Annotated in this window: 23 protein-coding genes and 1 pseudogene; 13 read left to right on the plus strand and 11 right to left on the minus strand. The window is 72.5% G+C overall.

All coding sequences use genetic code 11. The features are described 5' to 3' along the window. Positions 1 to 31 precede the first annotated feature (31 nt). Genes ACT80S_RS17750 through ACT80S_RS17765 form a run of 4 tightly spaced genes read right to left on the minus strand, consistent with a single transcriptional unit; the run spans position 32 to position 5,457 of the window. Positions 32 to 793: a MinD/ParA family ATP-binding protein gene (locus tag ACT80S_RS17750; protein ID WP_377418357.1), complete on the minus strand. Its 762-nt coding sequence runs from the start codon at positions 791 to 793 to the stop codon at positions 32 to 34. Then, positions 786 to 2,267: a flagellar biosynthesis protein FlhF gene (gene flhF / locus ACT80S_RS17755; protein WP_377418360.1), complete on the minus strand. Its 1,482-nt coding sequence runs from the start codon at positions 2,265 to 2,267 to the stop codon at positions 786 to 788. The genes ACT80S_RS17750 and flhF overlap by 8 nt, the downstream gene beginning before the upstream one ends. After that, entirely contained in the window at positions 2,264 to 4,300 is a 2,037-nt protein-coding gene (gene flhA, locus ACT80S_RS17760) for a flagellar biosynthesis protein FlhA (protein WP_377418427.1), read from the minus strand. The genes flhF and flhA overlap by 4 nt, the downstream gene beginning before the upstream one ends. Before the next feature lie 23 nt (positions 4,301 to 4,323). Next, entirely contained in the window at positions 4,324 to 5,457 is a 1,134-nt protein-coding gene (locus ACT80S_RS17765; protein WP_377418363.1) for an EscU/YscU/HrcU family type III secretion system export apparatus switch protein, read from the minus strand. 172 nt (positions 5,458 to 5,629) lie between these two features. Between ACT80S_RS17765 and ACT80S_RS17770 the strand changes: the two genes are divergently transcribed. Both ACT80S_RS17770 and ACT80S_RS17775 read left to right on the plus strand, forming a co-directional pair. Continuing rightward, on the plus strand, positions 5,630 to 6,013 hold the full coding sequence (locus ACT80S_RS17770) for an MbcA/ParS/Xre antitoxin family protein (protein WP_377418366.1): 384 nt from the start codon (positions 5,630 to 5,632) through the stop codon (positions 6,011 to 6,013). Beyond that, positions 6,010 to 6,714, plus strand: a complete 705-nt coding sequence (locus ACT80S_RS17775; protein ID WP_377418369.1) for an RES family NAD+ phosphorylase — start codon at positions 6,010 to 6,012, stop codon at positions 6,712 to 6,714. Before ACT80S_RS17770 ends, ACT80S_RS17775 begins: the two co-directional genes overlap by 4 nt. An 11-nt stretch (positions 6,715 to 6,725) precedes the next feature. Here the strand turns inward: ACT80S_RS17775 and ACT80S_RS17780 are convergent, their stop codons facing one another. From ACT80S_RS17780 to flhD, 6 genes are all read right to left on the minus strand, one after another. Continuing rightward, a complete protein-coding gene (locus tag ACT80S_RS17780; RefSeq protein WP_377418372.1) occupies positions 6,726 to 7,361 on the minus strand; it encodes a protein phosphatase CheZ in 636 nt (211 codons plus the stop codon). Positions 7,362 to 7,369: 8 nt separating this feature from the next. Next, the gene (gene cheY / locus ACT80S_RS17785; RefSeq protein WP_377418374.1) at positions 7,370 to 7,768 is read right to left on the minus strand and encodes a chemotaxis response regulator CheY; all 399 of its coding nucleotides are present in this window, start codon (positions 7,766 to 7,768) and stop codon (positions 7,370 to 7,372) included. After that, a complete protein-coding gene (gene motB / locus ACT80S_RS17790; RefSeq protein WP_377418377.1) occupies positions 7,765 to 8,760 on the minus strand; it encodes a flagellar motor protein MotB in 996 nt (331 codons plus the stop codon). The genes cheY and motB overlap by 4 nt, the downstream gene beginning before the upstream one ends. 13 nt (positions 8,761 to 8,773) lie before the next feature. Then, a complete protein-coding gene (gene motA, locus ACT80S_RS17795; protein ID WP_377418380.1) occupies positions 8,774 to 9,637 on the minus strand; it encodes a flagellar motor stator protein MotA in 864 nt (287 codons plus the stop codon). A 98-nt stretch (positions 9,638 to 9,735) separates the two neighbouring features. After that, positions 9,736 to 10,275: a flagellar transcriptional regulator FlhC gene (flhC, locus tag ACT80S_RS17800; protein WP_377418383.1), complete on the minus strand. Its 540-nt coding sequence runs from the start codon at positions 10,273 to 10,275 to the stop codon at positions 9,736 to 9,738. A 44-nt stretch (positions 10,276 to 10,319) separates the two neighbouring features. Continuing rightward, complete coding sequence (gene flhD, locus ACT80S_RS17805; RefSeq protein WP_377418386.1) at positions 10,320 to 10,658, minus strand: flagellar transcriptional regulator FlhD; 339 nt, start codon at positions 10,656 to 10,658, stop codon at positions 10,320 to 10,322. Between the two features lie 246 nt (positions 10,659 to 10,904). On the opposite strand from flhD, the gene ACT80S_RS17810 reads away from it, so the two are divergent. The 5 genes from ACT80S_RS17810 (at position 10,905) to ACT80S_RS17830 (ending at position 15,582) form a co-directional block, all read left to right on the plus strand. Next, positions 10,905 to 12,035, plus strand: coding sequence for a flagellin N-terminal helical domain-containing protein (locus tag ACT80S_RS17810; protein WP_377418388.1), 1,131 nt, complete (start codon positions 10,905 to 10,907; stop codon positions 12,033 to 12,035). 118 nt (positions 12,036 to 12,153) lie between these two features. Next, entirely contained in the window at positions 12,154 to 13,290 is a 1,137-nt protein-coding gene (locus ACT80S_RS17815; RefSeq protein WP_377418391.1) for a flagellin N-terminal helical domain-containing protein, read from the plus strand. A gap of 25 nt (positions 13,291 to 13,315) precedes the next feature. Beyond that, positions 13,316 to 14,755: a flagellar filament capping protein FliD gene (gene fliD, locus ACT80S_RS17820; protein ID WP_377418394.1), complete on the plus strand. Its 1,440-nt coding sequence runs from the start codon at positions 13,316 to 13,318 to the stop codon at positions 14,753 to 14,755. A 64-nt stretch (positions 14,756 to 14,819) separates the two neighbouring features. After that, positions 14,820 to 15,242 carry a flagellar export chaperone FliS gene (gene fliS / locus ACT80S_RS17825; RefSeq protein ID WP_377418397.1) on the plus strand — a complete coding sequence of 141 codons (423 nt, stop codon included), beginning with the start codon at positions 14,820 to 14,822 and terminating at the stop codon, positions 15,240 to 15,242. 13 nt (positions 15,243 to 15,255) lie between these two features. Then, positions 15,256 to 15,582, plus strand: a complete 327-nt coding sequence (locus ACT80S_RS17830; protein ID WP_377418400.1) for a flagellar protein FliT — start codon at positions 15,256 to 15,258, stop codon at positions 15,580 to 15,582. A gap of 60 nt (positions 15,583 to 15,642) precedes the next feature. On the opposite strand, the gene fliE is transcribed toward ACT80S_RS17830, so the two are convergent. Next, positions 15,643 to 15,999, minus strand: a complete 357-nt coding sequence (fliE, locus tag ACT80S_RS17835) for a flagellar hook-basal body complex protein FliE (RefSeq protein ID WP_377418403.1) — start codon at positions 15,997 to 15,999, stop codon at positions 15,643 to 15,645. 151 nt (positions 16,000 to 16,150) lie between these two features. Here fliE and fliF point away from each other — a divergent pair, with 151 nt between their 5' ends. The 6 genes and pseudogenes from fliF to ACT80S_RS17865 form a co-directional block, all read left to right on the plus strand. Next, a complete protein-coding gene (fliF, locus tag ACT80S_RS17840) occupies positions 16,151 to 17,908 on the plus strand; it encodes a flagellar basal-body MS-ring/collar protein FliF (protein WP_377418406.1) in 1,758 nt (585 codons plus the stop codon). 9 nt (positions 17,909 to 17,917) lie between these two features. Next, on the plus strand, positions 17,918 to 18,931 hold the full coding sequence (gene fliG, locus ACT80S_RS17845; RefSeq protein WP_377418409.1) for a flagellar motor switch protein FliG: 1,014 nt from the start codon (positions 17,918 to 17,920) through the stop codon (positions 18,929 to 18,931). 4 nt (positions 18,932 to 18,935) lie between these two features. Beyond that, positions 18,936 to 19,655, plus strand: a complete 720-nt coding sequence (locus ACT80S_RS17850; RefSeq protein WP_377418412.1) for a FliH/SctL family protein — start codon at positions 18,936 to 18,938, stop codon at positions 19,653 to 19,655. 47 nt (positions 19,656 to 19,702) lie between these two features. Continuing rightward, positions 19,703 to 21,094, plus strand: coding sequence for a flagellar protein export ATPase FliI (gene fliI, locus ACT80S_RS17855; protein ID WP_377418430.1), 1,392 nt, complete (start codon positions 19,703 to 19,705; stop codon positions 21,092 to 21,094). A 14-nt stretch (positions 21,095 to 21,108) separates the two neighbouring features. Further along, positions 21,109 to 21,561: a flagellar export protein FliJ gene (gene fliJ / locus ACT80S_RS17860; protein ID WP_377418415.1), complete on the plus strand. Its 453-nt coding sequence runs from the start codon at positions 21,109 to 21,111 to the stop codon at positions 21,559 to 21,561. Beyond that, positions 21,558 to 22,057, plus strand: a pseudogene (locus ACT80S_RS17865) (hypothetical protein); the annotation flags it as partial. The gene fliJ and the pseudogene ACT80S_RS17865, both read left to right, overlap by 4 nt.

The following is a 22,057-nucleotide window of genomic DNA, read 5'->3' on the forward strand; positions in this document are numbered from 1 at the left end:
TCGAGGCGGGTCGGTACGGGTCTGGGCGGGTTCAGTGCAGGGTCAGCGGCGTGGCCGCCGTGTGCAGCAGGTGTTGCGCGAGTTCGGCCAGCGCGCTGGCGCGCGGGCCACTGGCGGGCAGGCAGCCGGCGAAGGCCACCTCCACCCCGAGGAAGCCGCGGGCGACGGTGGCCAGGCGGGCCTGGGCGCCGCGGGCGCCGGCGCCGGCGCCGGTGCCGGCGCCATGCACCACGGCGGCGAAGCGGGCGTAGCCGAAGCGGCTGGCCAGGTCCTTGACCGTGGCGTAGGCGCGGGTCAGGCCGGCGTCGCTGGCGTCGAGGGCGACCACCGGCACCACCTGCGCGGGGCTGGCCAGGCAGGCCAGTTCGGCGGCGGGCATGGCCAGCATCAGCGCGTCGAAGCCGTGCGAGAGGCGGGCGAAGCCGCCGAACAGGTCGGCCGAGGGCGCGCCGGAGGCGACGAAGGCCTCGACGCCGCGATCGGCCCGCAGCACGTGGATGCCGTCGCGGGTGGACGGGGCCACCGCGTCGAAACCGTGGGCGCCCTGCAGCAGGTCGAGCAGTTCATAGCGGGCCTGCAGCCCGAAGGCGCGCAGCACGCGGCCGCGGCTGGCATCCATCACCACCGGGCGCGCCCCCAGGCCGCGCAGGGCGTGGGCGAGCTCGGCGATCCAGCCGGCCTCGGCGGCGTCGTCCGCCAGCGGGAAGGCCAGCAGGCTCAGCGAGCCGCCCCCCGCGCCGGCGCCGACGAGGCGGCGCAGGCCGGCAGCCTGGTCGTTGCCGCGGTCAAGCATGGCGGGCCTGCGCGGAGTCGGCGGACCAGGGGCCCGAGGGCGCCATCGGCGGGGCCGTGAGCAGCAGGCCCAGCTCGGTGTCGTCGGGGGTGAAGAGGGAGTCGGGCTGGCGCGCCAGGGCCTGCTCGACCAGGCGGGCGGCGTCGGCGGGCTGCCAGTCCTCCGGCACGCGCTGGCCGTTGGCGACGCCCTCGACGCGCAGCTTGCGGCGGATCGCCACGTCCAGCACCGCGCCGCACTTGACGGCCTCGTCCAGCTTGGAAAACACGCAGCGCGTGCCGGGCTCGCCGCCGTAGGCGCGGACCACCTCGTCGAGGGTCTCGGCCTGGGCGCCGGCGTTCAGCACCAGCAGGCGCTGCACGCGGTCGGCGGGCAGCGCGTCGAACAGCTCCTTCATGCGCTCGTCGCGCTGGCCCAGGCCCACCGTGTCCACCAGCACCAGCTGCTTGCGGTCGAACAGGGCCAGCAGGTCCTGCAGCGAGGCGGCATCGCGCGCGGTGTGCACCGGGATGCCGAGGATGCGGCCGAAGGCGCGCAGCTGGTCGCTGGCGGCCATGCGGTAGGTGTCCACCGTGATCAGGCCCACCGAGGCCGCGCCGTGGCGCATGGCGAAGTTGGCGGCCAGCTTGGCGGTGGTGGTGGTCTTGCCGACGCCGGTGGGGCCGACCAGGGCGAACACGCCGCCGCGCGCGGCGATGCTCTCCTCCTCGGGCGTGCAGCGCAGGTTCTTGGCCAGCACCTGCGACAGCCACTGGCCGGCGCGGGCCTCGTCCAGGCCCTCGGGCAGGCGGCTCACCAGGTGGCGGGCCAGTGCGGGCGAGAAACCGTTGGAGATCAGGTGGCGCAGCGACTGCGTCTGCGCCGGGCTGCGGCGCACGCTGTCGAACCAGGACAGGCTGGCCAGCTGCGAGGCGATCATGCCGCGCATGGCGCGCAGCTCGGACATCATGAGTTCGCTGGCGTCGGCGCTGCGGTCGCGGGTCTCGGCATAGGCCGCTGCGCGGGCGGCGGCCGGCGACGGCAGCGCCGCGGGCATGCCCAGGCGGGCGTCGGCCAGGCCCTGCTCGCCCAGCGCCTCGCGCAGCTCGCCGGCGGCGAAGCGGGCGGGCTCGGAGGGCGGCACGCGGCCGGCGGAGACGGCCAGCGGGGCGTCGGTACCGGCGTCGGCCGGCGACGGCGCCGACGCGGCCTCCTGGGCCAGCTGCTGGCGCTGGCGCTCCCGCACGAAGCGCTCGAAGGAGACGGTGCTCATGGGCTCCACCGGGGCCGAGCCCGCAGCCGCGGGTGCGGCGGCGGCGCGGGCCTCGCGGCGCGGCGGGGCCGCGGGGATCTCGGCGCTGGCGGGCAGCGCGAGGATCTCGACGCCGCCGGGGATGGGGCGGTTGGACAGCACCACCGCCTCGTCGCCCCAGGCGGCCCTCACCTGGGCCATGGCCTCGCGGGCGTTCTTGCCGACGAATCGCTTGACGTTCATGGTTGGACTCCGATGACGCGGTTGATCTGGATGGAATGGGTGCGCGGGATTTCCGAGTGGCCCAGCACGTGCAGGCGCGGGGCCTTGCGACGCAGCAGGCGGGCCAGCGGCGCGCGGATACGGTCAGGCACCAGCAGGCAGGCGGGCAGGCCGGCCTCCTCCTGGGCGCGGGCGGCCTCGGCGGCCTGCTCGGCGAGCATCTCGCCCATGCCGGGGTCGAGCGGCACCTGGGCCTCGGGCGAGAGCGACTGCACCAGCACCTGCTCCAGCCCCGGCTCCACGGCCAGCACGCCGAGCTCGCGCACCGGGCCGTAGAGGTGCTGCACGATGGCGGCGGCCAGGCCGATGCGCACCTCGCGGGTGAGGGACACCGGCTCCGGCGCGGCGCCGGCGGTCTCGGACAGCAGCTCGAGGATGCCGCGCAGGTCGCGGATGTGGATCGACTCGTCCAGCAGGTTGCGAAGCACCTTCTGCAGCACGGGGACCGGGATGACCTTGGGCACGGTCTCCTCGACCAGGCCGGGCACGTGGCGGCGGGCGTGGTCCAGGAGCTCCTGCACCTCGGTGCGACCGAGCAGCGCCGCGGCGTGCGTCTGCATCACGTGATTGAGGTGCGTGGCGATGACGGTGGAGGCATCGACCACGGTGTAGCCGGCGGCCTGCGCCTGCTCGCGCAGGCGGGCCTCGACCCAGGTGGCCTCCAGGCCGAAGGCCGGGTCGGTGGTGACCGTGCCGGCCAGGGGCACCTTGATGTGGCCCGGGTTGATGGCCAGGTACATGCCGCTGAAGGCCTGGCCCTCGCCCACGACCACGCCCTTGAGGAGGATGCGGTAGGCGGAGGGGTGCAGCTCCAGGTTGTCGCGGATGTGGACGGCGGGCGGCAGGAAGCCGACCTCGGAGGCGAACTTCTTGCGCACGCCCTTGATGCGGGCCAGCAGGTCGCCGCCCTGGTTGCGGTCCACCAGCGCGATCAGGCGGTAGCCGACTTCCAGGCCCAGCGGGTCGACCAGGGCGACGTCGTCCCAGCTCGCGTCGGCATTCGGGTTGGCCGCGGGCGCGGCGGCCTCGGCGGCGGGCGCGGGTCGGGCGGCGATGCGCGCGAGCGTCCAGGCGCCCCAGCCGCAGACGCCGGCCAGCGCCAGGAACGGCAGGTGCGGCATGCCGGGGATCAGGCCCAGCAGGCCCAGCACGGCGCCGGTCAGGCCCAGCGCGCGGGGGATGGAGAACAGCTGCGCGCCGATCTGGCGACCGATGTCCTCCTCGCCCACGCGGGAGACCACCAGGCCGGCGGCCACCGAGATCACCAGCGCGGGGACCTGGGCGACCAGGCCGTCGCCGATGGCGAGCAGCACGTAGTTGTTCATCGCCTGGGCGACCGGCAGGTCGTGCTGCAGCACGCCGATGGCCAGGCCGCCGAGCATGTTGATGAACAGGATCAGGATGCCGGCGATGGCGTCGCCGCGCACGAACTTGGAGGCGCCGTCCATGGAGCCGTAGAACTCGGCCTCCTGGGTGACCTCGTTGCGCCGCTTGCGGGCTTCCTTGTCGTCGATGGCGCCGGAAGCCATGTCGGCGTCGATCGCCATCTGCTTGCCGGGCATGGCGTCCAGCGCGAAGCGGGCCGAGACCTCGGCGATGCGGCCGGCGCCCTTGGTCACCACCACGAAGTTGATGACCGTGAGGATGGCGAAGACCACGATGCCCACCGCCAGGCTGCCGCCGATGAGGAAGTGGGCGAAGGATTCGATCACCTGGCCCGCGGCGCCGGTGCCGGTGTGGCCGTTCAGGAGCACGGCGCGGGTGGAGGCCACGTTCAGCGCCAGGCGCAGCAGCGTGGTGACCAGCAGCACGGTGGGGAAGCTGGCGAATTCCAGGGTGCGCTTGGTGTAGCTGGCCACGATCAGCACCACCAGCGAGACCGCGATGTTGAACGAGAACATCAGGTCCAGCAGCAGCGGCGGCAGCGGCACCAGCATCATCGCCAGGATCAGGACGATCAGCAGCGGCGCGGCCAGGGCGCGGCCGCCGGGCATCAGGGTGCGCAGGTCGAGGCCGTTCACGGCTTGGCCTCCAGCGGGTCAAGGCCCGGGGGGACGTCGATGGTCGGCGCCGGCAGGGGGCGCAGGGCGGCGCGCAGGCGCATCACCCAGGCGAGCACCTGGGCCACCGCGCCGTACAGGGCCACCGGCACCTCGGCATCGAGGTCGCCATGGCGGTACAGCGCGCGCGCCAGCGGCGGCGCCTCGAGGGTGGGCACGCCGTTGGCGGCGGCGATCTCTCGGATCCTGAAGGCCAGGTGGTCGGCGCCCAGCGCCACGATGCGCGGGGCGGCCATGGTGGCCTCGTCGTAGTGCAGGGCCACGGCGTAGTGGGTCGGGTTGGTCACGACCACGCTGGCGGTGGGCACGGCGGCCATCATGCGGCCGCGGGCCATCTGGCGCTGGCGGCGGCGGCGCTCGCCCTTGACGTGCGGGTCGCCTTCCGATTCCTTGTTCTCCTGGCGCACTTCCTCGCGGGTCATCTTCAGGTCGGACTTGTGCTTGAACAGCTGCAGCGGCACGTCGGCCACGGCCGACACGACCATCACCGCCAGCAGCACCGAGACGCCGCCGGAGATCCAGCCGAAGCCGGTGGCCAGGGCCGCGACGAGGGGCATGCGGGCGATCGCGTCCAGCGTGGCCGCATGGCCCGCCAGCCACCAGCCGGCGGCGCCCAGGAGGATGGCGGCGACGGCCGCCAGGCGCAGCTGCATCAGGGCCTGGCGCCAGCCGAACAGGCGCTGCAGGCCGGCCAGCGGGTCGAGGCGCTCGAACTTGGGCTCCAGCGCCTCGGTGGACACGTTCCAGCCGCCCACCGCCAGGGTGGCGGCGACGGCGACGGCGGCGATCAGGGCCAGCACCGGCAGCACCCACAGCAGGCTGTCCAGGCCGGTGGTGCCCAGGCGCAGGGCCAGGGCGTCGGATTCGAAGGCCGCCGCGCGGTCGAAACGCAGCGCGGTGGCGACCAGGCGCAAGGCCTGGTCCGCCAGCAGCGGGGCGGCGGCCGTCAGCAGGGCCAGCAGCGCGCCGGCGGCGGCGAGGTGGCCCAGGTCCCGCGAGCGCGGCACCTGGCCCCGCTCACGCGCCTGCTCGAGCCGCCGCTCTGTGGCGGGCAGTTCGCGGTCTTCGCGGCTGGTTTCGGAGGCGGACATGCGGCTGGGGCAATGACGAGGGGTTGACGGTCATTGTTCGCAGCCGCGGAAAAACTTAAGTGGAGAAGAGAGGGGGAAATCCGGCCTTCTTTGCGCGGCAGTTTCGGGGTCTTTGCCATGGCAATTAATTTCACCCATACTTGCCTCAGAAACCAAACCCCAAGACCCCGCCGTGATCGTCCCCGCAGCCCATCGCCCCTCCGGTGCCACGGCCGGTGCCGTGCTGACCAAGGCCACCCTGCGCGCCGCCGGGCTGCTGGGGTTGAACAACGCGACCCTGGCCCGCGTGATCGGCCTGAGCGAGTCGCAGGTCTCGCGTCTGGCCCATGGCCACCGGGAGCTGCAGGTCGGCACCAAGGAGGCCGAGCTCGCCGCCCTCCTGATCCGGGTCTACCGCTCGCTCGACGCCCTGGTCGGCAACGACGCGCAGCAGCGCGAGGCCTGGATGGACAGCTTCAACCACGCGTTCAACCAGGCGCCCCGCGAGGCGGTCCAGACCGTCGAGGGGCTGGCGCGGGTGGTGGCCTACCTGGACGGCGCGCGGGCGGTGGCATGACCGCCGCCGGCTGGTCGAAGGCCTGGCTCGGGCACGCGGCGCCGGCGCGGCGCGAGCTGTGGCGGGCGGTCGAGGCCCAGCACCGCGTGGCCACCCTGCGCCTGGTGGACGACCTCGACGAGCAGGCCCTGCTGGAGCAGCTGCTGGAATCCAGCAAGCCGCCCCTGCCGCCCGGGGCTGGCCGGCACCACTTCCTGCTGTCCACCCCGTTCCGCTACCTGCCCCCGTGGCCCTCGCGCTTTCGCCGCCCCGGCGAGCCGGGGGCCTGGTACGGCGCACAGGAGCGGGAGACCGTGGCCGCCGAGGTCGCCTGGTGGCGGTGGCGGTTCCTTGAGGATTCGCAGGGCCTGCGCGAAGGCCAGGTGCTGTCCGAGCTGACCTTCTTCCTGGCCCGCTTCACCGGGCGGGAGCTGGACCTGACCCAGTCCCCCTGGCGCCGGCACCGCGCCACCTGGCGCGACCCGGCGGACTACGCCGGCTGCCACGCGCTGGCTGCCGCGGCCCGGGCACATGCGCCGCCGGTGCAATCCATCCGCTATGAATCGGCCCGCCGCGAGGGCGGGCTGTGCCAGGTGGTGTTCGACCCGGGCGCCCTGGCCCTGCCCCGGCCCGCACCCCAGCAGACCTGGGTCTGCAAGGTGATGCGGCACCGGGTCCTGCTGACGCACGACACCGAGCGCCTGCAGTTCGAGATGGCCTGAGCCCTCCCCGCTCAGAACCCCAGGCTGTCCAGCAGCGCGTCGACGCCGGCCTGGTCCGTCACCACGTCGGTGCGGCCCTCGGCGTCCGTCACCGGGCCATTGAGGAAGCCCGGCGGCACTTCGGCCACCGCCACGGGCACCGGCATGGCGGCGCCCTGCCCCTCCATCAGCAGCAGCAGCAGCGAGTGCTCCAGCCCGGTGGCCATCTCCACCACCTTGCGCACGGTCTGGCCGGTGAGGTCATGGAAGTCCTGGGCCAGCATGATGTCGGTGAGCTGGGCGTTGGTGCGGTGCGTGTTCTCGCGCACCTGCTCGATGAAGTGCAGCACCTCGCCGCGCGCCACCGCGCCCACCGGGTCGCCCTTGAGGAGCGCCTCCATGCGGTCGGCCTCCGCCAGCAGCGCCGCCTGGTCGGCCTGCGAGGTGTCCACCGTGTTCAGGACCTTCTCGGCCGCGTCCCCCGTCACCTTGGCGATGAAGGACAGCCGGCTGCGCGCGTCGGGCACGCTGCCCAGCGAGGCCTCGATCTTCTTGTCGTATCCGAGCTGCTGCAAGGCATCGTGCAGCTGCCGCGTGAGTTCCCCGAGGCGCTGGTACATGCCGGCCGGGTCGGGGGCCCGAAGCATGCGGGTGTCGTCTGCGCTCATGGGGCACCTCACGCGATCAGGGCATGCTTTTGCAGGATCTTCGTGACCTTCTCCTCCAGCGTCGCCTTGGTGAAGGGCTTGACGATGTAGCCGGAGGCGCCGCCCTGGGCGGCCATCACGATGTCCTCCTTGCGCGCCTCGGCGGTGATCATCAGCACCGGCAGGTGCTTGAGGGCGGCGTCGGCGCGCACCTGCGTGAGCAGCTCGAAGCCGTTCATGTTCGGCATGTTGATGTCGCTCACCACGAAGTTGAAGGGCGAGGAGCGCAGCTTCTGCAGGGCCGCGACGCCGTCCTCCGCCTCGTCGGCGTTGGGGAAGCCCGCTTCCTTGAGCAGGTTGCGCACGATGCGGCGCATGGTGGAGAAGTCGTCGACGATCAGGAACTTGAGGTCGGCCGGGGAGGTCATGGTCTGGCTCCAGGGGTGGGGATGGGGGTGGCGGGGGTGGCGGGCGCGGGCACGGGCGCGGCGGCCTCCTTGCGGGCCAGCATCTGCTCGAGCGCCTGCGCCTCGGAAATCGGGGTGTCGTGGCCCTTGGCCCAGCGCTCCTGGCCGAGGCGGCCCAGCACCAGGATGGAGATGCGGCGGTTCATCGGCGCCAGCGGGTCGTCCAGGGTGAAGGGCACCGAGGAGCCCATGCCCATGACGCGCACCATCCGGTCCTCGCCCAGGCCGCCGGCCACCAGCTCGCGGCGCGAGGCGTTGGCGCGGTCGGCCGAGAGCTCCCAGTTCGAGTAGCCCCGCTCGCCGCCGCTGTAGGCGGACGCATCGGTGTGGCCCGAGAGCACCACCCGGCCGCTGGCCGCGTTCAGCACCTCGCCCAGGCTGCGAAGCAGCTCGCGCATGTGGTCGTTCACCCGGGCGCTGCCGCTGTTGAACATGGCGCGGCCCTGCTCGTCGACGATCTGCACGCGCAGGCCGTCGGAGACCACCTCCATGCGAAGCTGCTGCTTCAGCGCCTTGAGCGCCGGCTTCGCATCCACCGCCTGCTCGATGCGCAAGCGGATCTCGCGGGCGCGCAGTTCGTCCTCGGCGGCGATCTCGGCGCGCAGGGCCTGCAGGCTGAAGCTGCGCTTCTCGGCCTCGATCTCGCCGCGGCGGATGTTGCCATTGGTGCGCTGCAGGTCGGGCCCGCCGCCCTTGAGGATGCTGGAGCTGTCGCCCGCGCCGGAGCCGCCGGTGAGGGCCACCTTGAGCGGGCTCTGGAAATACTGCGCGATGCCCTGGAGCTCGCCCTGGGCGGTGGAGCCCAGCAGCCACATCAGGAGGAAGAAGGCCATCATGGCCGTGACGAAGTCGGCGTAGGCGATCTTCCAGGCGCCGCCGTGGTGGGCCGCATGGCCGCCCTTCTTCACGCGCTTGATGATGATCGGCTGGAGCTTGCCGCTGGCGGTGGCCATGGTGCCTCCCCGTTCAGGCCTTGCGGCCCTTGACGTGGCCCTCGAGCTCGATGAAGCCCGGGCGCTCGGTGGAATACAGGACCTTGCGGCCGAACTCCAGCGCCACGACCGGCGCGTAGCCCTGCACGCTGGCCAGGAGCGTGGCCTTCACGCACTGCAGCTCCTTGGTGCTCTCGTCGGCCTTCTGCTGCGCCAGGTGCGCCAGGGGGCTGACGAAGCCATAGGCCAGCAGGATGCCCAGGAAGGTGCCCACCAGGGCGCCGGCGATCATCTGGCCCAGCACCGCGGGGGCCGCGCCCACCGAGGCCATGGTCTTCACGACGCCGAGCACCGCGGCGACGATGCCGAAGGCCGGCAGGCCGTCGCCCACCGCCTGGATGGCGCCGGCGGGCACCAGGGCCTCGTGGTGGTGGGTCTCGATCTCGTTGTCCATCAGGTTCTCGAGCTCGTGCGCGTTGAGGTTGCCCGAGACCATCATGCGCAGGTAGTCGGTGATGAACTCCATCAGGTGGTGGTCCGACTGGATCAGGGGGTACTTGGCGAACAGCGCGCTCTCGGCAGGGTTCTCCACGTCGCCCTCGATCGACATCAGGCCCTCCTTGCGGGCCTTGGTCAGCACCTCATAGAGCAGCGCCATCAGCTCCATGTAGCGGGCCTTGCTGTACTTGGAGCCCTTGAGCAGCTGCGGCAGGAAGGCCATGGTGGCCTTGATGGTCTTGGCGCTGTTGCTGCAGAGGAAGGCGCCCAGGGCCGCGCCGCCGATGATGAACATCTCCACCGGCGCCGCCTTGAGGATCACGGCGAAATGGCCGCCTGCGAGGGCATAGCCGCCAAAGACGCAGGCGATGACGACGACATAACCGGCGACGACGAACATGGGTAGGGCTCTTCCTGCTGCCTGGCGCTGCGGGATTGCCGCGCCTCACAGCCCCGATTTCGGCCAGCGGGGCGGCTTCTTGAGCCGCGCGGGTCAGGTCAGTGGATCGCGCCGCTGCGGCGGCTCTTGCCGGCGCGCGCCGGCGGCTCGCACAGGCCGCAGACGAAGCGCTGCGAGCCGTGGCCCCACTCGTGCGTGTGGGTGACGAAGTGGCCGCCGCAGTGGCTGCAGGGCGTGAGGCACAGCATGTCGCTGTCGACGAACTTCACCAGGCGCCAGGCCCGGGTGATCGAGAGCATGGCCTCGACGCCCAGCGCGCCGACTTCCGACGCGTACAGCTCCCAGGCCTTGATCAGGAGCTCGACGCTGTCCAGCGCCAGGGTCTTGTCCAGGCCCTCGTGGATGTTCAGGAACAGCGAGGCGTGGATATTGGGCTGCCAGGAAATGAACCAGTCGGTCGAATAAGGCAGCTGCCCCTTGGAGGGGGACTGGCCGGTGACCTCGCGGTACAGGCGCACCAGGCGCTCATGGGACAGGTCCGTCTCGCCTTCGAGCACCGCCATGCGGGCCCCCAGCTTGATCAACTGGATCGCGTGATTGAGTTGCTGGTTCTCGGCGAGGAGGCTGCGGGTGGGCATGGCGTGTCCTGGTGGCTGTTGTTCTTGCGCGGCGACGGCGGGGATCAGGCGGCCATCGCGACGGCGGCGTGGCGGCCCGCCATCAGCACGCTGGCATGCAGGCGGTCGGCGTTGGCTTCCTGCGCGGCGCGCGGGTCGTGGTGGTCGGTCAGCAGGCCCCAGATCAGTTCGTCATCGAACCGGAAGCCGCACACCAGGCCGGAACGCGAGGCGATGCGCACCAGTTGCTGCGGCGACATCTGCACGATCATGTCGGCCACGGCCTCGGACAGGCCCAGGCGGAACAGCGCCTGCGGCTTGTCGGCGCGGATCATGGCCTGCGCCAGCACCAGGTAGGACAGATTGGTGTCGCGGATCTCGTTGAGGAATTTGTCGGCGTTCATGTCAGGTCGTCTCTGTTGTTGCGGGGGCTGGGTTGGTGAAACGAAGTGTTGCTCGCCCTGACGACTTCTTGAGTGGGGAAATCCAACCACCCCGCTAAGAAAAATTCCTACGGTTCCAAAACCGCGAAATCCTCAATGCCCGCACACCCCCGCCGATATCCATGGCACGGGGATCGCCCCGCAGTACCGCAAATCAAGCGGTTGTGTCAACCGGGCCCGAGTGGGGCCTGAAACTGGGGAATCGCAATGTCTTCGATCAACACCAACCTGGCCTCGATCAACACCCAACGCAACCTGGGCGCTTCGCAGGCTTCCCTCAACGTCTCGATCCAGCGCCTGTCGACCGGCCTGCGCGTGAACAGCGCCAAGGACGACGCCGCCGGCCTGGCCATCGCCGAGCGTATGAGCTCCCAGGTCCGCGGCCTGAACGTCGCCGCCCGCAACGCCAATGACGGCGTCTCCCTGGCGCAGACCGCCGAGGGCGCGCTGGGCAAGGTCGGCGAGATGGTCCAGCGCATTCGCGAACTGGCCGTGCAATCGTCCAACGCCACCAACAGCAGCACCGACCGCACCGCGCTGCAGTCCGAAGTGGCGCAGCTGAAGTCCGAGATCGACCGCATCGCCCAGAACACCTCGTTCAACGGCACCAAGCTCCTGGACGGCAGCTTCTCCTCGGCCAAGTTCCAGGTCGGCGCCGACGCCGGCGAGTCCATCACCGTCTCCAGCATCACCAACGCGCAGCTGGCCGGCATGGGTGTCGTCAACCGCGCCTCGACGCAGAACTCCACCGCCATCACCGACCTGACCGCCACCGCGCTGGGCAACCTGACCATCAACGGCACCGACATCGGCGTGCTCGCCGCCGCCGGCACCACGCAGGAGCGCCAGGCCCAGGTCGTCGACGCGATCAACCGCATCTCCACCACCACCGGCGTGGGCGCCTTCTTCGACGCCCCCAACAACAAGATCGTGATGACCTCGTCGGCCACGATCACCCTGACCGGCGCCGCGGGCGCCAAGGTCGGCTTCGTCGCCGCCGACAGCGCCAACGCCGCCGCCAGCGCCAACATGTCGGCCCTGGACATCAGCTCCTACGCCGGCGCCCAGCTCGCGATCCAGCAGTCCGACGCCGCGCTGACCCAGATCAACGGCGCCCGCGGCAGCCTGGGCGCCCTGCAGAGCCGGTTCGAGAACGCGGTCGCCAACATCCAGATCGCCGCCGAGAACGTCACCGCCGCCCGCTCGCGGATCATGGACACCGACTTCGCCTCCGAGACCGCCAACCTCACCCGCGCGCAGATCCTGCAGCAGGCCGGCAACGCGATGCTCTCGCAAGCGAACCAGCTGCCCCAGCAGGTCCTCTCCCTCCTGCGCTGACGGGAGTCCCCGGGGCCAGCCCCGGGCATGAAAAGGGCCGTCTTCGGCCCTTTTCTCGTTCGATCATGGCGACGGCAGCCGCGGCACAGTCCGCTCACACCTTCTCAATGGAGCTGCCATGCCTTCCGTGATCAACACCAACCTGCCGTCGCTCACCACGCAACGTGCCCTGGGAACCTCCCAGAGCTCCCTGGCGACTTCGCTGCAGCGCCTGTCCAGCGGCCTGCGCGTGAACAGCGCCAAGGACGACGCCGCCGGCCTGGCCATCGCCGAGCGGATGAATTCCCAGGTGCGCGGCCTGAACGTCGCCGCCCGCAACGCCAACGACGGCGTCTCCCTGGCCCAGACCGCCGAGGGCGCGCTGGGCAAGATCGGCGAGATGGTCCAGCGCCTGCGCGAGCTGGCGGTGCAATCGTCCAACGCCACCAACAGCAACAACGACCGCGCCGCGCTGCAGGCCGAGGTCGCCCAGCTGAAGGAGGAGATCGACCGCGTCGCCGGCTCCGCCAGCTTCAACGGCACCAAGCTGCTCGATGGCAGCTTCACCTCCGCCAAGTTCCAGGTCGGCGCCGACGCCGGCGAGGCCATCACCGTCAACGCGATCACCGACGCGCGCCTGGCCGGCATGGGCGTGGTGAACCGCGCCTCGACGCAGAACTCCACCGCCATCACCGACCTGACCGCCACCGCACTGGGCGACCTGACCATCAACGGCACCGACATCGGCGTGCTCGCCGCCGCCGGCACCACGCAGGAGCGCCAGGCCCAGATCGTCGACGCGATCAACCGCATCTCGACCACCACCGGCGTGGGCGCCTTCTTCGACGCTCCCAACAACAAGATCGTGATGACCTCCGCGGCCACGATCACCCTGACCGGCGCCGCCGGCGCCAAGGTCGGCTTCGTCGCCGCCGACAGCGCCAACGCCGCCGCCAGCGCCAACATGGCCTCGCTGGACATCAGCTCCTACGCCGGCGCCCAGCTCGCCATCCAGCAGGCCGACGCCGCGCTGACCCAGATCAACGGCGCGCGCGCCAACCTCGGCGCGGTCCAGAGCCGCTTCGAGAGCGCGGTCGCCAACATCCAGATCGCCGCCGAGAACGTGACCGCCGCCCGCTCGCGGATCATGGACACCGACTTCGCCGCCGAGACCGCCAACCTCACCCGCGCGCAGATCCTGCAGCAGGCCGGCAACGCCATGCTCTCGCAGGCCAACCAGCTGCCCCAGCAGGTGCTGTCCCTCCTCAAGGGCTGATCGCCGGCGCACCACGTCCTAGCCCATGCCCACCATTACCAGCACCGGCGTCGGCAGCGGCCTGGACGTCAACAACATCGTCTCCTCGCTGATGGCGCTGGAGCAGCGGCCGCTGACGCAGCTCCAGCAGCGCGCCGCGACGATCCAGACCCGGCTGTCGGCCTTCGGCACGCTCAAGGGCCAGGTGGCCGCCCTCGGCGACCTCGGCGCCAAGCTCGCCGACCCGGCCAGCTGGAACCCGCTGCGCGCCGACGCCAGTGACGCGAGCGTGGCCAGCCTCGCCGCCGGCACCACGGCCAGCGCCGGCAAGTACCGGCTCGAAGTGCAGCAGCTCGCGCAGTCGCAGAGCCTGGCCTCGGCGGCCTACGCCTCCTCGAGCGCGGTGGTGGGCACCGGCACGCTCACGTTCGCGGTGGGCACGACCACGGCGGGCGTGTTCACCCCGCGCGCCGGCTCGACGCCGGTCACCGTGACCATCGGCGCGGGCCAGAACACCCTCGCCGGCGTGCGCGACGCGATCAACGCGGCCAGCGCCGGCGTCACCGCCAGCCTCGTCGGCTCGGGCGCGCAGACGCGCCTGGTGCTGCGCACGCCCGACGGCGCCGACAGCTCGGTGCAGATCACCGCCGCCGACGACGACGGCAACAGCACCGACGCCGCCGGCCTGTCCGCCCTGGCCTTCGACCCGGCCGCCGCGGCCGGCAGCGGCAAGAACCTGAGCCAGACCCAGGCCGCCCAGGACGCGAAGTACACCCTCGACGGCCTGGCCCTGACCAGCCCCACCAACACCGCGGCCGACGCCATCACCGGCGTCACGCTGACCCTGCGCAAGGTGACGACCGCCCCGGTGGACCTCACCGTCTCGGTGGAGACCGTGGCGGTGCGCAAGAACATCAACGACTTCGTCAACGCCTACAACGCCCTGGCCAAGCTGCTGGCGCAGCAGACCCAGGCCGACCCCGGCGGCAAGAACCGAGGGCCGCTGCAGGCGGACTCGACGGCCGTGGGCCTGCAGTCCTCGCTGCGCGAGCTGCTGCGCGGCGTGGTCTCGGGCCTGTCCGGCCCCGGCAGCCTGAGCGCCGCCGGCATCGAGCTGCAACGCGATGGCACCCTGCTGGTCAAGGACGCCACGCTCACGCCCCTGCTGTCCAACCCCGCCTCGCTGGCCGCCCTGTTCACGCAGGCGCAGTCCGGCGGCGACACCGGCACCCTGGGCCTGGGCAAGCGCATCAAGCAGTGGGCCGACCCGTTCACCAACGAGACCGGCTCGCTCACCCAGCGCATGGACGGACTGAAATCCAGCTCGACCCAGAACCAGAAGGCGCAGGAGGCCCTGCAGGACAAGCTCTCGCGAACCGAGGCCCGCCTGCGCGCCCAGTACCAGCGCCTGGACAACGAGATGTCCCGGCTCAATGCCGACATGGCGCGGATGAAGTCCAGCCTCGGCCTCAACACCAGCGCCTGAACCCGGCGCGTCCGCCCTCAAGCTTCGCCCCGCGGGGCCGAAAGCCTGGGTGAGGACCAACGCCATGCTGACCACCGTGCTCCCACCCATCGAACAGTACCGCCTCGTCGGCACCGTCACCGCGGTGTCGCAGGCCAGCCCGCACCAGCTCGTGATGCTGCTGTTCGACGGCGCCATCGCCGCCGTCCTGCAGGCCCGCCATGCCGTCGCCACCGGCGACATGGACACCAAGCGCAGCACGATCAGCAAGGCCATGCGGATCATCGACGAGGGCCTGAAGGCCTCGCTGGAGACGCACGGCGACCCGAGCCTCTCGGCCAACCTGGGCGCGCTGTACGAACACATGGTGTCGCGCCTGTTCCAGGCCAACCTGCGCAGCGAGGACGCGCCGCTGGAGGAAGTGGCCAGGCTCCTGGGCGACCTGCGTTCGACCTGGGCGGAAATCGCGCCGGCGCCGGTGGGCCGGCCCACGGACCTGACGGTGTGACGGGAGGCCCGCCATGAACGACGACATCGGAACCGGCGAGAGCCTGCTGCGTTATTACCTGGCCCTGGAGGGCGCCAGCCGCGAGATGCTCGCGGCCGCCCGGGTGGGCGACTGGGACAGCGTCTGCCGCCTGGAAGGCGCCTGCGCGGTGGTGATCTCACGCCTTCGCAAGCTCAAGGCCACCTGCCCGCTGACCGCGGACGAACAGCCCGAACGCATGCGGATCCTGCGCACCATCGTGGCCAACGACGCGGAGATCCGCCGGCTGTGCGAGCCGCTGCCGGAGTTCCTGGACCTGAGCTACCCGCTGCAGGCGGACGTGAGCCTGCAGCTGCATTGAGGCGGGGGCAGCCGTCGGGCCGTGGCACCGGCCCTGGGCCGGTACGGGCATGCAGGCAGGTCAGACCTGCATGTTCATGATGTCGCTGTAGGCCGACACCAGCCGGTTGCGCACATGCAGCGCCGACTGGAAGCCGATCTGCGCCTTCTGCATGGCCACCATCGACTGCTCCAGGCTCACCTGGGAGGGGTCGGCCAGGAAGGCCTCACCGAGCCGGGTGGCCTCCTGCTGCGCGGCGCTGACGGACTTGAGGGCCTGGTCCAGCGCGCCGCTGAAGCTGACCCGCTCGCCCGCCGCGGCGGGGCCGGCCGGTGCGCCCAGGCCGGCGCCGCCCGCCACGCGCTGCGCCTCGGCATTGCGCCGCAGGGCGTCCAGCAGGTGGGTCGGCAGGGCGGAGGAGGCGGTCTTGATGTCCATGGCAGTCGGCCTGTGAGTCAGTGGGAGGAACTTTAGGCCCGCGGCCTCGCGCGAGGCCGCTGAATAAAGCCGCAAAACCGGCGCATATCGGGGCACGCCCGGCCTCAAGTCCGTCGAACAATGGTCGCCAACCTCCGAGCGACCGACCACGATGGACACCACACTCGCCTCGCCCGCCCTGCCGGACAAGACCTCCGCCCGGGCCCTGCCCCCGGCCCTGGACCGCGTCATGGCGCTGCCCCGCCGCGCCCTCATCGCCCTCGGCCTGGGCGCCGCCGCCGTCGCCGCGGTCATCGCCGTCGCGGCGAGCCTGGGCCAGCGCACCGAGTGGCGCGTGCTGTACGCCAACCTCTCCGACCGGGACGGCGGCGGCGTCGTCGCCGCGCTCACCCAGATGAACGTGCCGCACCAGTTCACCGAGGGCGGCGGCGCCATCATGGTGCCGGCCGCCCAGGTCCACGAGGTGCGGCTGCGCCTGGCCTCCCAGGGCCTGCCCAAGGGCGGCGCGGTGGGCTTCGAGCTGGTGGAGAACCAGAAGTTCGGCACCACCCAGTTCCAGGAACGCCTGAACTTCCAGCGCGGGCTGGAGGGCGAGCTGGCCCGCTCCATCATGGCCCTGGCCGCGGTGCAGTCGGCCCGCGTGCACCTGGCCCTGCCCCAGCAGACCGCCTTCCTGCGCGAGCAGCACAAGCCCTCGGCCTCGGTGCTGCTCACGCTGCACGGCGGCCGCAGCCTGGACCGCGGCCAGGTCGCCGGCATCGTCCACCTGGTGGCCTCCAGCGTGCCCGACCTGCACCCCAAGGCGGTGAGCGTGCTGGACCAGTCCGGCGCCCTGCTCTCGCAGGAGGGCGCCGACGCCCCCAACGGCCTGGACGCCGCGCAACTGCGCTACGTGCAGCAGACCGAGCAGGGCCTGGCCGCGCGCATCCTGGCCATCGTCGAGCCCATCGTCGGCCCCGGCAACGTGAAGGCCCAGGTCACCGCCGACGTCGACTTCACCCAGAGCGAATCCACCGCCGAACTCTATGGCGCCAACCAGGGCGGCAACGCGGCCCAGGCCGTGCGCAGCCAGCACCTGTCCGAGACCCCCGGCGCCGCCGGCCAGGCCGCCGGCGGCATCCCCGGCGCGCTGTCCAACCAGCCGCCCGCCTCGCCGGCCTCGCCCGTCAACGGCGCGCCGCAGGCCCTGTCGGCCGGCCCGCAGGCGGGCGCCGCCGCCGGCGGCGGCAGCAAGCGCGACGCCGTCACCAACTACGAGGTGGACAAGACCATCAAGGTCACGCGCAACGCCACCGGCGTGGTGCGCCGCCTGAATGCCGCGGTGGTCGTGAACCACACCACCGACGCCAAGGGCGCCGCCGCCGCCCTGCCGCCCGAGCAGATGGAGCAGGTCAACGCCCTGGTGCGCGAGGCCATCGGCTTCAGCAAGGAGCGCGGCGACTCGGTCAACGTGGTCAACGCCGCCTTCCGCGCCGCCCCGGTGGCCGCCGTGCCGGCCCTGCCCCTGTGGAAGCAGCCCGAGGTGCTGGAGATGGCCCGCACCCTGGCGCCCTGGGTGGCGCTGCCGATCGTGGCCCTGGTCATCATCTTCGGCATGGTCCGCCCGGCCCTGCGCGCCAGCCGCGCCGCCCCGGTGGACGGCGGCAAGCGCCTGCTCGATGCCACCGTGCACGACGCGGTGGCCCTGCCCACCCCCGGCGCGGCCGGCGGCGCCACCGTCAGCGTGAACCTGCCCGAGACCGGCAACGGCCTGCCCGGCGCCGAGTCGGTGCCCCTGCTGCCCACCGCCCAGGCCGCCGCGCAGCATGCGCGCACCAGCCAGGTCGAGAACATCCGCCAGCTGGCGCGCCAGAACCCGGCCACCGTGGCCAACGTGGTGCGCAACTGGGTCACCACCCCTTCCTCCTGAGGCAAGCCCATGGCCGCCACCCCCGCCACCGACGACGACGGCGCCCAGGCCGGCGCCATCCTGCTGCTCGCCCTGGGCGAGGACTGCGCCGCCGAGGTCTTCAAGCACCTCGCGCCCAAGGAAGTCCAGCGCCTGGGCGAACGCATGGCCCGCCTGACCACCGTCTCCGACCAGCAGTTCGACGACGTGCTGCGCCGCTTCGAACGCACCGTGGAAACCCACCGCTCGCTGGTCAGCGACACCGGCGCCTACGTGAGCAACGTCCTCAAGCTCGCCCTCGGTGATGACAAGGCCGGCCTGCTGATCGACCGCATCGTGCAGGGCCGCGACGTCACCGGCATCGAGAGCCTGAAGTGGATGGACCCCGGCGCGATCGCCGAGCTGATTCGCAACGAGCACCCGCAGATCATCGCCAGCATCCTGGTGCACCTGGACCGCGACCAGGCCTCGGGCGTGCTCATGGCCTTCGAGGAGCGCCTGCGCAATGACGTGGTGCTGCGCATCGCCACCCTCGACGGCATCCAGCCCAACGCGCTCAAGGAACTGAACGACGTGCTGTCCAAGGTGCTGGCCGGCGGCGACCGCGTGCGCAAGGCGCCCCTGGGCGGCCCCAAGGCGGCGGCCGAGATCCTGAACTACCTGGGCTCGGCCATCGAGAACTCGGTGCTGGGCGCCATCCGCGGCGGCGACGTCGAGCTGGCCCAGAAGATCGAGGACCAGATGTTCACCTTCGCCGACCTGATGAAGCTGGACAACAAGGCCCTGCAGCTGGTGATGCGCGAAACCGCCAGCGACACCCTGGTCATCGCGCTCAAGGGCGCCGAGCCGGAGCTGCGCGAGAAGATGCTGTCCAACCTCTCGAGCCGCGCCGCCGAGGCGCTGCGCGACGACATCGAGTCCAAGGGCCCGGTGCGCGTCTCGGAAGTGGAGGCGCAGCAGAAGGACATGCTCAAGCTGGTGCGCAGGCTCTCCGACGAGGGCCAGATCGTGCTGGGAGGCGCCGGTGAGGAAAGCTTCGTCTGACGCCATGGCCCCCGCCACCGCCTCTCCCACCCCCTGCGTCCCCAGCGCCGTCGCGCCGAGCCGGATCATCTCCGCCGAGGCCCTGCGCGGCGTGGCCAGCTTCGACCTGGGCGCCCTGCCCGCGCCCGCCGGCGACGGCCCGCGCCCGCCGCTGCGCGCCCGTGACCTGGACAACGAGGTCGGCCGCGCCGCCTACGCCCTGGGCCGCCGCCGCGGCTTCGAGGAAGGCGCGCGCTCCGGCATGCAGCAGGGCTACAGCGAGGGCTCGCAGGCCCTCGAGGATTTCGAATCCCGCAAGGCCGCCGACGTGGCCCGCCAGATGCAGGCGCTGGTCGACAGCTTCCGCAGCGAGCTGGGCCTGCTGGAGTCGCAGGTCGCCAGCGACCTGGTCTCGCTGGCCATCGACATCGCCCGCGAGGTGCTGCGCCGCGAGCTGGCGCTGGACCCGCGCGCCGTGCTGCCGGCCGCCACCGAGGCCCTGCGCACCCTCGGCGAGGGTGCCAGCCGCCTGGAGCTGCGGGCCCACCCGCAGGACGCCGAGGTGCTGCGCCAGCACCTGCAGGACCAGCCCGGCGCGCCCGCCTGGCAGGTGCACGAAGACCCCGCCATGGCGCGCGGCGGTGTGCGCATCGAAGCCGACACCGGCATCGCCGACGCCAGCTTCGAGGCCCGCTGGCAGGCCGTGATGGCCGGCCTGGGCCGCGACGAGGAGCCGATGCCGTGAACTGCCTGGCCCACCCCGCCCCCGCCGACGGCGCCACCTGCTCCGGCATGGCCTCGCGCCTGGGCCGCCACCTGGCGCACCACGGCCTGCTGCTGGAAGGCGGCGTGCCGCTGCCCGCGCGCGGCCGGCTGGTGCGCGTCTCCGGCCTGGTGATGGAGGCCACCGGCCTGCAGCTGCCCCTGGGCAGCGTCTGCCGCGTCTGGGACGGCCAGCACGCCACCGAGGCCGAGGTCGTTGGCTTCTCGCGCGGGCGCATGTTCCTCATGCCCACCGGCGACATCGAGGGCCTCTCACCCAGCGCGCATGTGGCGCCCCTGACCTATCCCTTCGACGGCCTGGCCCACGGCCAGGTCGCCCGCGCCACCCCCGGCAACCCTTACGGCCGCCGCCTGCCCATGGGCGACGCCATGCTCGGGCGCGTGGTCGACCCGGCCGGCCTGCCGCTGGATGGCGGCGGCCCGCTGGTGGGCGTGCGCAGCGAGCCGCTGCAGCGCGAGGCCATCAACGCCATGGACCGCGACCCGGTGCGCGAGCCGCTGGACGTGGGCGTGCGCGCCATCAACGCCCTGCTCACCGTGGGGCGCGGCCAGCGCCTGGGCCTGTTCGCCGGCTCCGGCGTCGGCAAGTCGGTCCTCATGGGGATGATGGCCCGCTACACGCAGGCCGACGTCACCATCGTCGGCCTGGTCGGCGAACGCGGCCGCGAGGTCAAGGAGTTCGTCGAGGACATCCTGGGCGAGGAGGGCCTGCGCCGCGCCGTCGTGGTGGCCGCCCCGGCCGACCTGCCGCCCCTCATGCGCATGCAGGGCGCGGCCTATGCCACCGCCCTGGCCGAACATTTCCGCGACCGCGGCAAGAACGTGCTGCTGCTGATGGACTCCCTCACCCGCTACGCCATGGCGCACCGCGAGATGGCGCTGGCCCTGGGCGAGCCGCCGGCCACCAAGGGCTACCCGCCCTCGGTCTTCGCCCGCCTGCCCAAGCTGGTGGAGCGCACCGGCAACGGCCTGCACGGCGTGGGCAGCATCACCGCCTTCTACACCGTGCTGGCCGAGGGCGATGACCAGCAGGACCCGATCGCCGACAACGCCCGCGCCATCCTGGACGGCCACTTCGTCCTCACGCGCAACCTCGCCGAGCAGGGCCACTACCCCGCCATCGACATCGAGCAGTCGATCTCGCGGGTGATGCACAACGTGACCGACCCGCGCCAGCAGCAGCTGGCCCGCACGCTCAAGGCCCTGTGGTCCCGCTACCAGCGCAATCGCGACCTGCTCGCGGTGGGCGCCTACGTGCCCGGCGGCGACCCGCAGGCCGACCTGGCGATCCGCCTGTTCCCGCAGCTGTCCGCCTTCCTGCAGCAGGACATGCGCGAGGGCGCCGGGCTGGGCGCCAGCACCGCCGCCCTCGAGGCCCTGCTGGCGCAGGCCGGCGCCTAGACCCGCCCGACGCCATGCAAACCACCGCCCTGCCCCTGCTGATCGAGCAGTCCCGCGAGCTGCGTGACAAGCTCGCCGCCGCCGTCAGCCACGGCACCCGGGCCCTGCAGCAGGCCCAGGCCACGCTGGACCAGCTCGGGCGCTTCCGCGAGGACACCCTGGCACGCAGCCCCACCGGCCGTGTCGGCGGCTTCAGCGCCGACCGCCTGCATGACTGGCAGCTGTTCATGACCCGCCTGGACGAGGCCCTCGACCTGCAGCGCGCCGAGTGCGAGCGCCGGGCCCAGGCGCTGGCGATGCGCCAGCAGCAGCTGGCCGACGGCCAGCGCCGGCTGATGGCCTTCGAGGCGCTGGCCGCCCGCCAGGCGGCCGAGCGCCAGCGGCGCCAGGCCCGCCAGGCGCAGCGTGACAGCGACGAGTTCGCCGCGCGCGCCACCCGCGTCCCCTCGATCCCGGAGACCCAATGAAACCCGTGACCTCCCCTGCCCACGCCGCCGCCCGGCCCGCCGCCGGCACCCCGGCCGGCAACGCCGCGGGCGGCCCCGCCGCGCCGGCCGATGCCTTTGCCGGCCTGATGGCCTCGCTGGCGCAGGATGCCGCCGCGCCCGGCGAGGGCGAGACCGGCACGCCCCCGCCGGCCGGCCCCGCGCAGGACCCGCAGTCGGCCACCGCAGCCGACGACGCCACGGCCACCACAGCCACCCCGGCCGCCGGCCCCGCCGACAGCGCGGCCAGCCTGGCCAGCCTGCTCGCCGGCCTGGTGCCTGCGGCGGCCGATCCCGCCACTCCGGCCGTGCCGGCCGCCCCGTCGGGCGCCGGCACGCCCGGCATGGCCGCCACGCCCGGCGGCACCCGGAGCGCCTCGGCCCGGGCCCAGGGCCTGGACCTGGCCGCCGACGCGCGCGGCCGGCCCGACACGCGCGGGACCGACACCGCGCCGGCTGCACCGGCGCCAGGCGCCGC

The sequence above is a fragment of the Ramlibacter sp. MAHUQ-53 genome, assembly GCF_052600055.1.